Genomic DNA, 15,690 nt, shown 5'->3' with positions numbered 1-15,690 from the left:
GGCCACTCAGCCGCGCACGCGCTGGGTCAGGCCTTTGAGGAAGTTGCGCAGCAACTGGTCGCCGCACGGGCGGTAGTTTTCGTGGCCGGCCTTGCGGAACAGCGCGCTCAGTTCAGGCTTGCTGACCGGGAAGTTGACCGACTTGAGGATCACGTGCAGGTCGTCTTCCTTGAGCTCGAAGGCCACACGCAGCTTCTTGAGGATGAGGTTGTTGGTCACTGGCAGCTCAACCGGCAATGGCGGGCGGCTATCGTCCTTGCCGCGGCGGTGGATTACCAGGCCATCGAGGAAGTGCGCCATCACCCGATCAGGGCAACGGACGAAGCCTTCCTCTTCTTCTTTCTTCAGGTAGGTGGCCAATACCAGGGGGGTCACCTCGAGGCCGGAAAGCCCGATGATCTCGGCCATCTTGGCGTCGTTCACCTTGAGCATGTAGCGCAGGCTGCGCAGGACGTCGTTGTGGTTCATTGCTGCAGAATCCTGTTCAGGTGCCACGCTTGTGCGTGGCGTATTGCTTAGAAACGTTCGGTAGTCGCCACGTAGCGCCATTGGCCGAGGGGCAGCTTGCCCATCGACACACCACCCAGGCGAATGCGTCGCATGCTTACCAGTTCCAGGCGCAGGTAGGCGCACAGCTCGGCGATCTGCCCGGGTTGGGGGTTTTTCAGCACCATGCGCAGGTGGGTCTCGTTCTGCCAACTGGCCTTGGCCTTGGGCAGCTCGCGGTCATTGCGCGTGGCACCGCGCGCCAGGCGTTCCAGCGCCTGAGGTGTGGTCTCGCCGCGCACTTCGACAATGAACTCCTGCTCCAGGCGACGCAGGTCGGCCTCGATCTTGCGGCTTACCCGCCAGTCCTGGGTGAATACCTGCAGGCCGCTGGCGCCGCGCTCGAGCGGTGCCACGCAGGCCTGGCGGTTAAAGTGCCCATGCAGGGCGCGCACGCCTTCGCGGTGCGCCTCGCTGAGGGTGGCCATGTTCATGCTGGCGCGGGCGCTTTCGCTGTCCACGCCGGCCGCCTGGTTGAGCAGCAGGGTTACCGGCTCCAGCGCTTCGACGCGGGCACCCGGGAGCAGCTCGACGCGCTGGTCCTCTACCTTGAACTGCGGCTGCTCGACCACCACGCCGTCGACCGTGACCCAGCCACCTTCGATATAGAGCTCGGCATCGCGGCGGGAGCAGCCAAGTTGCTCGATAAGGCGTTTGGACAGGCGGACGGGTTCGGACATGACGGCAATTCGCAAAGGCAGGGAAAGGCCAGCATTGTACCTGCCTGAGCGGCAGAGGGGCTGGGAATCTGTGTCATTTACGCCATTTTGCCAAGGCGCATGTGCAGAAGAGGGTAGGGCTGGCCCAGGCCGTCGGTTTCCGATCGGCCGATTACCTCGAAGCCTTCGTGCAGGTAAAAGCCCAAGGCCTGAGAGTTCTGCTCGTTGACGTCCAGGCGCTCGGCGTTCAGCTCGTCGATCGCATAGTGCAGCAGGCGCTTGCCCACCCCTTTGCCGCGGTACTCAGGGGCAACAAACAGCATGTCCACGCGCCCGTTGGCGACCCCGGCAAAGCCACAGATGCGCTGCCGGTCCTTGCAGCAGATCAGCATCACTGCGTCGAGGTAGCGGCGCAGCACCTGTTCGCGCAGTAAAACAATGTAGCCCTCTGGCAGGAAATCGTGAGTGGCACGTACCGAGTCCTCCCACACCTGCACAAGCTCGCCATAGTCGCGCAAGTGCGGGGTTTGTAGCGTCAGTAGCGATGGCATGCCGGTGGTCCTCCATGGCGATCAGGAAAACATAGCAGGCCAACCACCGGTCGGCTTGTTCGCGTTGCGCGACCCGTAAAAAAGCCCCTGCTCCGGTCATTCCAAGCGGGAATGCCAAGGCAGGGGCTTTTCAGGTTTCAGCCGTTTTAGATGGGCTCTGCCCACATGTCGTATTCGTCGGCATCCACTACACGGCAACGCACTTTGTCGCCTGGCTTGAAGCCATGGTCGCCATCGATGAACACGCTGCCGTCGATTTCCGGGGCATCGAAGAAGCTGCGGCCAACCGAACCCTGTTCCTCGACTTCGTCGATCAGCACTTCTATTTCCTTGCCGATGCGCAGTTGCAGGCGGGCGGTGCTGATGGCCTGCTGGTGGGCCATGAAGCGGTCCCAGCGCGCTTGCTTGATGTCGTCCGGCACTTCTTCCAGGCCCAGGTCGTTGGCCGGGGCGCCTTCTACAGGCGAGTACTGGAAGCAGCCCACACGGTCGAGCTGGGCTTCGGTCAGCCAGTCCAGCAGGTACTGGAAGTCTTCCTCGGTCTCGCCTGGGAAGCCGACAATGAAGGTGGAGCGGATCACCAGCTCAGGGCACTGTTCGCGCCAGTTCTTGATGCGCGCCAGGGTGCGGTCTTCGAAGGCAGGGCGCTTCATCGACTTGAGCACTTTCGGGCTGGCGTGCTGGAACGGGATGTCCAGGTAAGGCAGGATCTTGCCGGCGGCCATCAGCGGGATCACGTCGTCGACGTTCGGGTACGGGTACACATAGTGCAGGCGTACCCAGGCACCCAGGCTGCTCAGGGCCTCGCACAGTTCGAGCATGCGGGTCTTGACCGGGCGGCCGTTCCAGAAGTCGGTCTTGTACTTGACGTCGACGCCGTAGGCGCTGGTGTCCTGGGAAATCACCAGGATCTCCTTGACCCCGGCCTTGACCAGGCGCTCGGCCTCGCTCAGTACTTCACCCACCGGGCGGCTGACCAGCTTGCCGCGCATCGACGGGATGATGCAGAAGCTGCAGCTGTGGTTGCAGCCTTCGGAAATCTTCAGGTACGCATAGTGGCGCGGGGTCAGCTTGATTCCCTGGGGCGGCACCAGGTCGATCAGTGGGTTGTGGTCCTGGCGTGGCGGTACCACTTCGTGTACGGCGTTGACCACCTGCTCGTACTGCTGTGGGCCGGTGACCGACAGCACGCTGGGGTGCACGTCACGGATGCTGCCTTCCTCGACACCCATGCAGCCGGTGACGATGACCTTGCCGTTTTCCTTGATCGCTTCGCCGATCACTTCCAGCGACTCGGCCTTGGCGCTGTCGATGAAGCCGCAGGTGTTGACCACCACCACGTCGGCGTCCTCGTAGGTGGGCACGACTTCATAACCTTCCATGCGCAGCTGGGTGAGGATGCGCTCGGAATCGACCAGGGCTTTTGGGCAACCCAGGCTTACGAAACCTACCTTGGGGGTGGCGGGCGTGGTGGACATGACTAACCTCGGTATTGAATGCAGGTCGCCCGGCCGGAATCGCGGGCGATCTTGACGGGCGCTTTTTGGCGCCTCTGATCAAAAAGTGCGCAATTCTAGCGAGCGCAAGGTCGCTTGACCAGCAGAAATACGACGAACGCTGCGCTATGCTTCGCGCCGTTGCGTGAAGGTGCCTTCGGGGGCCTGGCGCGCGAGTGAATACTAAAGGCCGAGATGGCCGTCTGCGGGAGTGGTCGATGGTTCAGGCAAGCAGTCACGCCGAGGGCGGGCACGCGGGGAAGCAGGGGGCGGCGCGGTCGCTGGGCCTGCTCGTGGCGGCGGTCGGGGTGGTTTATGGCGATATTGGCACCAGCCCGTTGTATACCCTCAAGGAAGTCTTCACCGGCGGCTACGGGGTGCCGGTCAACCATGATGGCGTGCTGGGGATCCTGTCGCTGATCCTGTGGTCGCTGTTATGGGTGGTGTCGTTCAAGTATGTGATGTTCATCCTGCGCGCCGACAACCAGGGCGAGGGTGGCACCATGGCGCTGACCGCGCTGGCGCGGCGGGCTACGGCCGCCTACCCGCGGTTGCGTACGCTGATGGTGATCTGCGGTTTGATCGGCGCTTCGCTGTTCTATGGCGACAGCATGATCACCCCGGCGGTATCGGTGCTCTCGGCCGTGGAGGGCATGGGCCTGGCGTTTGACGGAATCGACCACTGGGTGGTGCCGATTTCGCTGGTGGTGCTGGTGGCGCTGTTCCTGGTGCAGAAGCACGGCACCGAGAAAATCGGCAAGCTGTTCGGCCCGATCATGGTCACCTGGTTCGTGGTGCTGGGCGCATTGGGCGTGCACGGCATCTCACAGAGCCCGGAAGTGCTCAAGGCCTTCAACCCGGGCTGGGCGGTGAACTTCTTCGTGGTTCACCCAGGCATGGGCGTAGCCATCCTCGGTGCCGTGGTGCTGGCGCTGACCGGTGCCGAGGCGCTGTATGCCGACATGGGGCATTTTGGCCGCAAGCCGATTGCCCGGGCCTGGTTCATCCTGGTGCTGCCCGCGTTGGTACTCAACTATTTCGGCCAGGGTGCACTGCTGCTGCAAAACCCGGAGGCGGCCCGCAACCCCTTCTACCTGCTGGCGCCGAGCTGGGCGCTGTTGCCGTTGGTCGGGTTGGCCACAATGGCCACTGTGATCGCCTCGCAGGCGGTCATTTCCGGGGCCTTTTCCCTGACCCGCCAGGCCATCCAGCTGGGTTACATTCCGCGCATGCAGATCCAGCACACCTCCAGCGACGAGCAGGGGCAGATCTACATTGGCGCCGTGAACTGGACGCTAATGGTGGGCGTGGTGCTGCTGGTGATCGGCTTCGAGTCGTCCGGCGCCCTGGCGGCGGCCTACGGCGTGGCAGTAACCGGCACCATGCTGATGACCACCATTCTGGTGTCGGCGGTGATGCTGCTGTTGTGGAAGTGGCCGCCGGTGCTGGCAGTACCGATCCTGGTGGGCTTCCTGTTTGTGGATGGGCTGTTCTTCGCCGCCAACGTGCCGAAAATCTTCCAGGGCGGTGCCTTCCCGGTGCTGGCTGGCGGTGTGCTGTTCCTGCTGATGAGCACCTGGAAGCGCGGTAAGCAGATCCTGGTGGAGCGCATTGACGAAGGTGCGCTGCCATTGCCGCTGTTCATCAGCAGTATCCGCATTCAGCCGCCGCACCGGGTCGAAGGGACGGCGGTGTTCCTCACTGCCCGGTCGGATGCCGTGCCCCACGCCTTGTTGCACAACATGCTGCATAACCAGGTGCTGCACAGCCAGGTGGTGTTGCTGACTGTGGTCAGCGAGGACCGGCCGCGGGTACCGGAGCAGGAGCGCTTCGAGGTGGAGGCTTATGGTGACGGGTTCTTCCGAGTGCTGTTGCACTTTGGCTTCATGGACGAGCCCGACGTGCCGGCGGCATTGAAGCTGTGCCATCTGGACGATCTGGACTTCACCCCGATGCGCACCACTTACTTCCTCAGCCGCGAGACGGTAATCGCTTCGCGGCTGGAGGGGATGTCGCGCTGGCGGGGCAACCTGTTCGCGTTCTTGCTGAAGAATGCCAACGGGAACCTGCGCTTCTTCAACCTGCCGCTGAACCGGGTGATCGAACTGGGGACCCAGGTCGAGATCTGAGTTGGCAAGACTCGACGCGGTCCTACATTGACCGCGTCAATCTTCCAACGGTGAGAGCTCAGTTCTGTTCAGCGACGCTGGACTTGCCCTGGCGTGTCTCGATCTCACCAATCAAGCGCTTGGCCAGCGCCGGGTAGTTCTCATCAAAGTGGTGCCCCCCAGGCAGCTTCAGGCGCTCACCCACCGCGGTCTTTTCGGTGCAACCGCTTTCGTCGGTCTCTTCCACGCCATACACGCACACCACCTTGGCGGCCGGCAGCCTGGCCATTTCCGGACCGGTTGGGGCTTCCTGGCCTTCCTTGCCCAGCCAGCCCTCGACCTCGATCTCGAAGCTGCCGCTGCGGGCAAAGGCCAGCAGCATCACCGCGTCGATGCGTTGCTGGTCCTCCACCGGCAGGCGGTTGTAGATTGCCGGCAGCACATCGGCACCGAACGAATAGCCGGTCAGTACAAAGCGCTTGGTACCCCACTTCTGCCGGTAATGTTGCATCAGCTCGGACAGGTCGGCCGCACTTTGCTCCGGGGTCTTGTGCTGCCAGTAATAGCGCAGCGTGTCGATACCCACCACCGGGTAGCCCAGCTTGGCCATTTCCCCGGCGACATCGCGGTCCAGGTCACGCCAGCCGCCGTCACCGGAGAGGAACAGGGTGACTGTGTCGGTGGTCTGCCCGGCCGGCACTTCGACCACGGGGATGGCCAGGGCGTTGCCATCGTGGCCTACCAGGGCCTGGGTCAGCTGGGCCTTGAGCACTTGTGGCAAGTGGATGTCGTAGTCACTGATGCTGGTTTCGGCATTGGCCTGGTCGCGCACGAATGCGGCACTGGCGTCATCCGGGTTGTCGTTCCAGGCGACGTTCCAGTGGCCATGGGCAGCCGCTTTGGGCAGCGGTGCCTGGCAGCCGGGTTGCTCGACGGTGAAGTCCACGGAAATTGCCCGGGCCTTGTCATCGTTCTGGCTGGCCAGCCAGCGCCAGGCCTGGGCGGCGCCAGGGCCGATACCAGCGACCAATGTCGGCTTGTCCGACAGCTCGGCCAGGGCCTGGTCCATGACCTGTTGCTGCTTGCTGCAGTCGTTAGGCGGCAAAACCACCTGCACCAGCTGGGCTTCACCGGCCTGGCTCAGGTCGAGCAGCTGCTTGTCCGTCAGCGCCTGATCCTGTGGCACACCGATGGCCACCCGGGCCTTCGGGTGCACGCCTGGGGTCACGCGGGTGATGCTGGCGCCATTGCTGCTCAATTGCTCCAGGCGCGCCTCGGGGGCCGGGCGCGTCCACAGCCAGAATGCCAGCACCCCTCCCAGGGCGGCCAGCAGCAGAGGAACCAGCAGGTACAGCCAAAAGCGTCGGGTCATCAACGTTTCACCAATCCAGTCAGGCCGCCTGCAATCAGGGCGGCAGTATCGGCCAGTGCCACAAGCGGGTCGAGCCCGGCCGGCACGGCCATGTAGCGGGGTTCCCAATCCGGTTGGAATTTGTCCTTGAAGCGTCGAAGCCCCTGGAAGTTGTAAAGCTGTTCGCCACGGCGGAACACCATCGAGCCCAGGCGCTGGGTCAGGGGCGCGCCACGCCGCGGCTGCAGGCCTGAAAGCGGCACCATGCCCAGGCTGAAGCGGGAATACTCATGGCTTTTGTAGTGCAGGATCAGGCCGATCATCATGAACTCCATGGTCAGCTTCGGTGCCTCGGGGTGCGCACGCATCAGGTCGAGGCTGGCCAGCTCGTTGCTGTGGGTCTCCAGCAGGTTGGCGAACGCCACCGGCCGGCCCTGGAAGCGGATCAGTGCGATACGGAAGTGCTGCAGGTACTCCGGGCTAAAGCGCCCCAACGAGAAGCCTTTTTCGCGCACGTTTTTACCGTCGAGCCAGGCATCGGAAATTTCCTTCAGCTCTGCCAGCGGGGCGTGGCCAGGTTCGTGAATTTCCAGGCTCAGGCCATCGCGGCCACCGCGGTTCCACGTGTAGCGCAGGTCCTTCATCTCTTTGCCCTTGGCTTCGAGGTCGAAGCGGCGCAAGTCCACCCGGGCTTCTTCGCCCAGCTTCAGTGCGGTCAGGCCAATGTCCATATAGAACGGCAGGTTTTCGGCGCGCACCTGGTAGAACACTGGCCGGGCGTGGTGCAGGTCGCACAGGTCACGGAACTGCCAGATCATTTCGGCGCGTTCCTGGGCCGGGCCGATCGGGTCGTACAGGGCCACCAGGCTACGGCCGCGACGGGCGTACATAAGGAAGGCATTGTCGCGTGGGTGAAACAGCAACGCCTTGTCGCCGGTCAGGGCCAGGCCGCCGTCGGGCTGGTCGGAGGCCAGCAGGATACGGTTGGCGCGCTGCAGTTCTTCGTCGTCGGGCAGGTGGATCACCGGCGGCGCGGTGCGCAGCAGCCAGGTCAGCGCCAAGGCAGCCAGCAGCAAGGCGCTGCCCATGGCGGCGCGCAGGCCGCGCGGGGCATCGGCGTCGAGGGTGAACTGCCACCACAGCTGATGGCTGTAGGGCACATCCTGGTAGGCAAACAACAGCAGCCACACCGATGCGCCGACCGCACAGGCACTGGCCACCAGGAACACTGGCGAAAATGGCAGCTCCAGCAGGCGGCTGGGGCGGTAGAACGAGCGACGGAACAAGGCTAGCAGGGCCGCGGTGAAGGTCAGCAGACAAGCCTCTTCCCAGTCAAAGCCCTTGAGCAGCGACAGCAGGGCACCGACCAAGAGCAGCACGGTGGTCAGCAGCCAGGCTGCGGACAGCCGCCGGCGCAGGCCTTGGGCCAGCAACAGGCACAGCACGCCGATCAGGCTCGCGCCAAAGTGCGAGGCATCGATCAGCCGGTGCGGCACCAGGAAGCCCATGTGCTCCAGGCGCGTGTCGATCTCGGGCGTGACGCCGGAAAACAGCAGCACCACCCCAGACAGGAATACCATTATCGACAGGATGGGGGCGGCCATCCCGGAGGCGGCCTTGATGGCCTGCTGTGCGAACAGCAGGCGCCGGGCTTCATTGGCCAGTAGCAGTACGCAGGCCAGCAGCAGGGGCAGCACCACATAGATCAGCCGGTAAAGCAGCAGGGCGGCCGCCAGCGGCGCGGCACCGAGCTGGTCGGCAAAAGCCGCCAGCAGGATGGCTTCGAACACCCCGACGCCGCCCGGTACGTGGCTGAGCACGCCTGCGGCCAGGGCCAGCAGGTACACCAGCACAAACGCGCCAAAGGGTGGTGCTTCAGGCAGCAGCAGATACAGTACGGTGGCGGCCGCTGCCACATCCAGCGCGGTAATCAGCAATTGCAGGGCGGCCAGGCGCGCGCCCGGCAGCCGCAGTGTACGGCGGCCCAGTTGCACCAGCAGGTTATTGGCCAGCGGTTGTTCGGCCAAGCGCCGGCGGTACAAGCCGAACACCAGCAGGGCGGACGCCACCAGCACGGCGGCGGCGATACCTGCCAGCAGGCCAGGCGCCAACCCCAGTGCGGTCGAGGCTGCCGGCAGGTCGCTCAAGGTTGCCAAGGCGGCGAGGGGGGGCAGCGCGCAGCCTAGCGACAGGCTGGCAAACACGGTCATGCGTGCGACTTCGCCAGCGCCCAGCCCCTGGCGTGCATACAGGCGGTAGCGCACCGAGCCACCCGAAAGCATCGACAGGCCGATGGCGTTGCCAATGGCAAAGGCGCTGAAGCCGCCAAGCACCAGGCTGCGTGCCGGCAGTTTCACGCCGGCATAGCGGCTGGCCGACCACTCGTAACCCAGCAGGATCACGAAGCCGATCACGGTCGCCAGCAAGGCGCCCAGCACTGACTGGGCCGGTACGCTGAGCATGGCACCGTGCAAGGCATGGATGTCCAGCTCGCTCAGCAGGTGGCGGCAGGCAATCAACGCCATGGTGAACAGCACCAGGGTCACTGCCAGGCCGATGGGCTGGCGGTAGCGGCTCACGCGTTCGAGCAAGGGCAGACGCTGCACGGCACCGGGTAGCGCCGAGGCCAGTGGCACCGGAGGTTCGGGGTTGTGAGAAGTCATGGGGTGCCTCGGGCCTGCAGCGCGAGGTTGAGGGGAGGTACGGCCAAGTGAAAGTCCCTTAGGAAAACGTACCCAATGTTACTCCGGCCTCAGGCGCTTTCAGCGGCTTGGCAGGGTTAAAGATAGTTCATCCTGGGCACGATGCCTCAAGCCTGCGGGTTGGCTGGAGGGCGGGGAAAATCGATGCGACGAAAAGCAGGGAGGGCAGAAGCAACAAACCCCGCGCTGCTGTTAAACAGGCGGGGTTTGTTCTGACGAATATGGTTGCGGGAGCCGGATTTGAACCGACGACCTTCGGGTTATGAGCCCGACGAGCTACCAGGCTGCTCCATCCCGCGTCAGTGGGGCGGATTCTACAGCGTGTGGTTTGTATGTCAAGCGCTAAGCTTTGATTTGTCGATGTTTTTCCGATGGCACTTTTCAGCCGACAAAGAAAAAGGCCACTGCGTTAACAGTGGCCTTTTCTTGAACTTGGTTGCGGGAGCCGGATTTGAACCGACGACCTTCGGGTTATGAGCCCGACGAGCTACCAGACTGCTCCATCCCGCGTCTGTGGGGCGCATTCTACAGTTTGCTGAGGGTGTGTCAAGCGCTAAGCTTTGATTTATCAAAGGTTTTTCGGTTTTACTTTTTTGAAGGCAAAGAAAAAGGCCACTGTATGAACAGTGGCCTTTTCTTGAATCTGGTTGCGGGAGCCGGATTTGAACCGACGACCTTCGGGTTATGAGCCCGACGAGCTACCAGGCTGCTCCATCCCGCGCCTGTGAGATCGAATTCTACGGATTTACGCCACAGTGTCAAGCAGTTTCATTGAAAAACCCTTTTTTGTTCAAACCCTTAGCGCTCGTCAGCAGCAAGCGGCTCAGGCGTGACGGGGCTTTCAGGCAGATTGTCGGGTGATGCAGCGGGTGAGGTGTTTCAGGTAGGTCGCATGCGATACTATCTGTATGAATTTACAGTGCTGACGGCCATCCATGTCTTTGCGCAAGATCATCCACGTCGACTGCGATTGCTTCTACGCCGCGATCGAGATGCGTGACGACCCCCGCCTGGCCGGGCGGCCCATGGCGGTTGGGGGCTCGCCTGAGCACCGTGGGGTGATCGCTACCTGCAACTATGAAGCGCGTGCCTATGGTGTGCGCTCGGCCATGTCGTCACGGCATGCACTGAAGCTGTGCCCCGACCTGTTGATCGTCAAGCCGCGCTTCGAGGCCTACCGTGAGGCCTCGCGGGAAATCCATGCGATCTTCCGCGACTACACCGAGCTGATCGAGCCTTTGTCGCTGGACGAAGCCTACCTGGATGTAAGTGACAGCCAGTGGTATTCGGGTAGTGCCACGCGCATCGCCGAGGATATCCGCCGGCGTGTCGCCCGCACCCTGCATATCACCGTGTCGGCGGGCGTGGCGCCAAACAAGTTCCTGGCCAAGATTGCCAGTGACTGGCGCAAACCCAACGGGCTGTTCGTGATTACCCCGAGCGAGGTGGAGGCCTTTGTCGCCGCCTTGCCGGTGGCCAGGCTGCATGGGGTGGGCAAGGTGACGGCAGATAAACTGACGCGGCTGGGCATCGAAACCTGCCTTGACCTGCGTGAATGGTCGCGCCTGGCACTGGTGCGTGAGTTTGGCAGCTTTGGCGAGCGTTTGTGGGGGCTGGCGCGGGGTGTAGATGAGCGTGCAGTACACAATGACAGCCGCAGGCAGTCGGTCAGCGTGGAAAACACCTACGACACCGACCTGCCGGACCTGGCCAGTTGCCTGGCGCGGTTACCCGAGCTGCTGGAGAGCCTGAACGAGCGCATCGCCCGTATGGACAGCAGTTATCGGCCGGACAAGCCGTTCGTCAAGGTCAAGTTCCATGACTTCAGCCAGACCACCATGGAGCAGGCAGGGGCCGGGCGGGACCTTGATAGTTATCGGCAGCTTCTGGGGCAGGCGTTCGCCCGGGGTGGCAAGCCGGTGCGCTTGCTGGGGGTAGGGGTGAGGTTGCGCGATTTACGCGGAGCGCATGAGCAGTTGGAGCTGTTTACGCCTGAATGAAAAGGGGCCGCATAGCGGCCCGTTCTTTTACTGCACGCCCGGATCTGCCACCAACCGGCCAGTGGCCTTGGTCAGCGATTGCAGAAATTCCTGCTGCAGCTCCGGATCGTTGCGAGTCAGCTCGATCAGGCTTTGTTCCATTTCACTGGCTTCTTCTTCAAGGCCCAGCTCCGACAGACGCTTCACCCGATGTACCCACTGGCCGACATCATCATCTTCGAGGTCGTCGAAGATCAGCTCATGGGCTTCGAGCAGCTTGTTGCGCAAGGTGGCGCTGACCAGCAGGCTGGCATCACCCCGCACCGCGTTGTCCTCGTCGAGTACCTGAAGGTGCAGGGTGCCGACGTGGTTGAGGTTCTGCTCGGAGAACGGGCTGTCGAGCAGGTTCAGGCGCAGCACGCCGTTCCTGTCGGTGGTCAGCTCGTGGGTCATCTTGCCGGCCTTGACCTCGACCAGGCGTTCGCTCCAGGGCACGCTGGTCGATTCCTCGCGCTTGCCTTTCTGCACTTCGCTGATCCCGGCCAGGTTCTGCTGGGCACGCCCGTTGGACGGCACGTTCATGAACGGGTTAAGCCCGTCCACGCCATAGCTCAGCCAGTCATGGGTGATGCTTTCCGGCAGGTTGCCCAAGGCGAAGACGTTGACCACGTTGGCGCCGACGCCCGCTACCACGGCCACTGCACCCAGCGGGATCTCGTAGACCTCCCGCCAGGGCTGGTAAGGCGTGTAGCGGTCATAGCGACGGGTGACTTCGAACTCGGTGACTTCGAAGCGCTTCTGCTCATGCACGCGCACACGTCGTTGCGGCAGCTCCATCACCTTCGGCTCGCCGACATCGATCTGCAGGGTGTGCTCGAGCAATTTGCGCTCGACGCGCTCCTCGTGGTCGCTGCGCTGGGACATCTGGTTGGCGCAGCCGCTGACGAGCAGGGCGCCGCACAGTGCGGCGCCCCCCAGGGTAAAGGTACTTCGCTTGAACATGATCACTCGTGCATTGGTTATCAGCGGCGAACGCGGGCCTGCAGGAAGCTCAGCACTTCATTGAGCGGCAACGCCTGGGCGTCCTGCTCGGTGCGGTGCTTGTACTCCAGGTTGCCTTCGGCCAGGCCGCGATCGCTGACGACGATGCGGTGTGGGATGCCGATCAGCTCCATGTCGGCAAACTTGATGCCTGGGCTGGTCTTCTTGTCGCGGTCGTCCAGCAGCACTTCGAAGCCGGCGGCGGTCAGTTCGGCGTAAAGCTTGTCGGTTGCCTCGCGAACCACCTCGGTTTCGTAGCGCAGCGGTACCAGAGCGATCTGGAACGGGGCCAGGGCATCGTTCCAGATGATGCCTTTGTCGTCATAGCTCTGCTCGATGGCAGCGGCGACGACGCGGGACACACCGATACCGTAGCAGCCCATCGACAGAACCACCGGCTTGCCGTTCTCTCCCAGTACCTGGCACTTCAGCGCTTCGCTGTACTTGGTGCCCAGCTGGAAGATGTGGCCCACTTCAATGCCGCGCTTGATCACCAGGGTGCCTTGGCCATCCGGGCTTGGGTCGCCTTCGACCACGTTACGCAGGTCGGCGACCTGTGGAACCGGCAGGTCGCGCTCCCAGTTCACGCCGAAGTAGTGCTTGTCGTCGATGTTGGCGCCGATGCCGAAGTCGCTCATCAGGGCAACCGAACGGTCGATGATGCATTCCAGCGGCAGGTTCAGCGGGCCGAGCGAGCCGGCACCGGCGCCAATGGCGTCGCGCAGTTCGGCTTCGGTGGCCATGACCAGAGGATCGGCAACCTGTTCCAGCTTGGTGGCCTTGATTTCGTTCAGCTCGTGGTCGCCGCGAACGATCAGGGCAATCAGCTTGCCTTCTTCAGCGCCGCGCACGATCAGGGTCTTGACGGTCTTCTCGATCGCCAGGCCGTGGTTTTCAACCAGTTGTGCGATGGTCTTGGCATCTGGCGTGTCGACCAGGCGCAGCTCCTCGGTAGGGGCAGGGCGCACGGTTTCACGCGGGATGGCCTCGGCCTTCTCGATGTTGGCGGCGTAGTCGGAGCTGTCGCTGAAGATCACGTCGTCTTCGCCGGATTCGGCCAGCACGTGGAATTCGTGCGAGTAGCTGCCACCGATCGAGCCGGTGTCGGCCTGCACTGGGCGGAAGTCCAGGCCCAGGCGGGTGAATACGTTGCTGTACGCCTGGTGCATGCGGTCGTAGGTTTCCTGCAGGGAAGCCTGGTCGGCATGGAACGAGTAGGCGTCCTTCATGATGAACTCGCGGCCGCGCATCAGGCCGAAGCGCGGGCGGATCTCGTCACGGAACTTGGTCTGGATCTGGTACATGTTGAGCGGCAGCTGTTTATAGCTGGACAGCTCGTTACGGGCCAGGTCGGTGATGACTTCTTCGTGGGTCGGGCCAACGCAGAAGTCGCGCTGGTGGCGGTCCTTCAGGCGCAGCAGCTCAGGGCCGTACTGTTCCCAGCGGCCGGACTCCTGCCACAGCTCGGCAGGCTGGATGCTTGGCATCAGCACTTCCAGGGCGCCGGCGGCGTTCATTTCCTCACGCACCACGGCCTCGACCTTGCGCATTACCCGCAGGCCCATCGGCAGCCAGGTATACAGGCCGGAGGCCAGTTTGCGGATCATGCCGGCACGCAGCATGAGCTGATGGCTGATGACCACTGCGTCGGCAGGGGTTTCTTTCTGGGTGGCGAGCAAATATTGACTGGTGCGCATGGTTAGCCGTGTCGATTGCCTAAGACGTTGAAATAGCCCCGCATTGTACGGGGGCGAAACGAAGGCGTACAGGATGCCCCAGGGCGGGCCGCTTGTCAGCCAAGAAAAAGCCCGGCGAGATCGCCGGGCTTTTTCAAGTGCGGGGCACTGCAAGCCAGGCTTACAGGATGCTCAGCGGGTACTCCACGATCAGGCGCAGTTCGTCGATCGATGGGGAACCGTAGTAGACGCCATCGCCCGAACGGTAGGTGGCCTGACGTACGCGCAAGCTCAGGTCCTTGGCAGGGCCGCTTTGCAGCACGTACTTCACGTCGATGTCGCGTTCCCATTCCTTGCCGTCGTCGGTGGTGCGGGTAGTTGCACCAGTACCGCGCACGTAACGGGTCATGAAGGTCAGGCCTGGTACGCCGAATTCGGCGAAGTTCAGGTCGTAGCGTGCCTGCCAGGACTTTTCGTCTTCGGCGTTGAAGTCGGAACGGGCCACCGAGTTGGCCAGGAAGACCGTACCGCCACCGTCGACGCCGTAGGCGTAGTCGCCGTCGCCGCTGACTTTCTGGTAGGCCAGGGTGAAGGTGTGGGCGCCAATGTTGTAGGCGGCCGAGAGGCTGGCTGCAATGTTGTCGAGTTCGTTGCTGCCGTCGGCCTTGCTGACGAATGCGCCGGTCAGGTTGTTGCCGATGGACTTGGTGTCATAGATGTTGAAGTCGAACACCAGGCCTTGCTTGTCGCTGATCGGCAGCGCCCAGTTGATGTTGCCGTACCATTTGCGGAAATGGTCTTCGATGTGCGAGTAGTAAACGCTGGTGCTGAGGTTGTCATTAATGGCGTAGGTGCCACCAAAGACGTTGGCCTCGGTCATGTTCAGGCTGTCGTGGTAAGTCTGTGCCTGGGCGTTCATGGCAGTGAAGTGACCCGCGTGCAGGGTCAGGCCATCGATCTCGTTGCTGGTGATCAGGCCGCCTTCGGCAACTTCCGGCAGCAGTCGGCTGTCGTCGGTAGCCAGCACTGGCAGGGCGGTGAACTGGTCACCCCATTTGAGCACAGTGTTGGAGATGCGCATTTTCACTGCGCCGCCGCCTTCGGAGTAGTCATCCTGCGAGCGACCGTCGGAACCTGTCGGGAACAGGCCGGTGCCGGCACGGCCCCTGCCGCTGTCCAGTTTGAGGCCCAGCATGCCGATGGCGTCGACACCGAAGCCTACGGTGCCTTGGGTGAAGCCCGATTCGAAGGTGCCGAGGAAACCAAGGCCGGTTTCTTCAACGCGGCTCTGGGTGCCAGGCGCGTTGTTACGGAAGTCACGGCTGAAGTACAGCATGCGGGTCTTGACGTTCAGCTTGCTGTCTTCGATGAAACCTTTGGACTCGTCTTGTGCCGAGGCCATTGCCAACTGCGAGGTCCCTGCCGCAACGGCCAGGGCGATCATGCTCCACTTCATCACGCGCATCGTGATTTGCTCCTTTGGTTTTTAGGAAGAGTACCGCCGCGCCCAAGTGTTTTAGTTATAGGGTGCAGCTCTTTCTTGTTATGTCGGCGAAAATGTATAGCACGCTGACTGTTGTT

11 protein-coding genes and 3 tRNA genes are annotated in these 15,690 nt (G+C 62.8%); 2 read left to right on the top strand and 12 right to left on the bottom strand.

From position 1 onward, the window contains the following. Positions 1-6: 6 nt before the first annotated feature. The 4 genes from MRBLPB4O_RS21740 to rimO form a co-directional block, all read right to left on the bottom strand. A complete protein-coding gene (locus MRBLPB4O_RS21740; RefSeq protein ID WP_341796559.1) occupies positions 7-468 on the bottom strand; it encodes a DUF1456 family protein in 462 nt (153 codons plus the stop codon). 47 nt (positions 469-515) lie between these two features. Beyond that, on the bottom strand, positions 516-1,226 hold the full coding sequence (locus MRBLPB4O_RS21735; RefSeq protein WP_049277699.1) for an rRNA pseudouridine synthase: 711 nt from the start codon (positions 1,224-1,226) through the stop codon (positions 516-518). Between the two features lie 77 nt (positions 1,227-1,303). Further along, complete coding sequence (locus MRBLPB4O_RS21730) at positions 1,304-1,756, bottom strand: GNAT family N-acetyltransferase (protein ID WP_138737788.1); 453 nt, start codon at positions 1,754-1,756, stop codon at positions 1,304-1,306. Positions 1,757-1,902: 146 nt separating this feature from the next. Continuing rightward, the gene (gene rimO, locus MRBLPB4O_RS21725) at positions 1,903-3,234 is read right to left on the bottom strand and encodes a 30S ribosomal protein S12 methylthiotransferase RimO (protein WP_059394723.1); all 1,332 of its coding nucleotides are present in this window, start codon (positions 3,232-3,234) and stop codon (positions 1,903-1,905) included. 236 nt (positions 3,235-3,470) lie between these two features. Between rimO and MRBLPB4O_RS21720 the strand changes: the two genes are divergently transcribed. After that, positions 3,471-5,381, top strand: coding sequence for a potassium transporter Kup (locus MRBLPB4O_RS21720; protein WP_063427441.1), 1,911 nt, complete (start codon positions 3,471-3,473; stop codon positions 5,379-5,381). Positions 5,382-5,439: 58 nt separating this feature from the next. Here MRBLPB4O_RS21720 and MRBLPB4O_RS21715 read toward each other — a convergent pair whose 3' ends face one another. The 5 genes from MRBLPB4O_RS21715 to MRBLPB4O_RS21695 form a co-directional block, all read right to left on the bottom strand. Further along, entirely contained in the window at positions 5,440-6,732 is a 1,293-nt protein-coding gene (locus MRBLPB4O_RS21715) for an AcvB/VirJ family lysyl-phosphatidylglycerol hydrolase (RefSeq protein ID WP_016498312.1), read from the bottom strand. Continuing rightward, on the bottom strand, positions 6,732-9,374 hold the full coding sequence (gene mprF / locus MRBLPB4O_RS21710) for a bifunctional lysylphosphatidylglycerol flippase/synthetase MprF (RefSeq protein ID WP_341796558.1): 2,643 nt from the start codon (positions 9,372-9,374) through the stop codon (positions 6,732-6,734). The genes MRBLPB4O_RS21715 and mprF overlap by 1 nt, the downstream gene beginning before the upstream one ends. A 261-nt stretch (positions 9,375-9,635) precedes the next feature. Next, positions 9,636-9,712 (bottom strand) — tRNA-Met (locus MRBLPB4O_RS21705). A gap of 134 nt (positions 9,713-9,846) precedes the next feature. Then, positions 9,847-9,923, bottom strand: a tRNA-Met gene (locus MRBLPB4O_RS21700). A gap of 134 nt (positions 9,924-10,057) precedes the next feature. Continuing rightward, positions 10,058-10,134 (bottom strand) — tRNA-Met (locus tag MRBLPB4O_RS21695). A 220-nt stretch (positions 10,135-10,354) separates the two neighbouring features. On the opposite strand from MRBLPB4O_RS21695, the gene dinB reads away from it, so the two are divergent. Next, positions 10,355-11,413 (top strand): DNA polymerase IV, encoded by a 1,059-nt coding sequence (dinB, locus tag MRBLPB4O_RS21690; protein ID WP_341798920.1) that lies wholly within the window; start codon positions 10,355-10,357, stop codon positions 11,411-11,413. A 27-nt stretch (positions 11,414-11,440) separates the two neighbouring features. On the opposite strand, the gene MRBLPB4O_RS21685 is transcribed toward dinB, so the two are convergent. The 3 genes from MRBLPB4O_RS21685 to MRBLPB4O_RS21675 form a co-directional block, all read right to left on the bottom strand. After that, a complete protein-coding gene (locus MRBLPB4O_RS21685; RefSeq protein ID WP_016498315.1) occupies positions 11,441-12,394 on the bottom strand; it encodes a hypothetical protein in 954 nt (317 codons plus the stop codon). Between the two features lie 20 nt (positions 12,395-12,414). After that, positions 12,415-14,130, bottom strand: coding sequence for a proline--tRNA ligase (locus tag MRBLPB4O_RS21680; RefSeq protein WP_341796557.1), 1,716 nt, complete (start codon positions 14,128-14,130; stop codon positions 12,415-12,417). Between the two features lie 160 nt (positions 14,131-14,290). Then, positions 14,291-15,574: an OprD family porin gene (locus MRBLPB4O_RS21675; protein WP_338744939.1), complete on the bottom strand. Its 1,284-nt coding sequence runs from the start codon at positions 15,572-15,574 to the stop codon at positions 14,291-14,293. Positions 15,575-15,690: the final 116 nt, after the last annotated feature.

The sequence above is a fragment of the Pseudomonas sp. LPB4.O genome, assembly GCF_038383825.1.
In the GTDB taxonomy this organism is placed as follows: domain Bacteria; phylum Pseudomonadota; class Gammaproteobacteria; order Pseudomonadales; family Pseudomonadaceae; genus Aquipseudomonas; species Aquipseudomonas putida.
The sequence above is the reverse complement of the archived record's forward strand: the minus strand, read 5'-3'. Positions and strand labels throughout refer to the sequence as shown.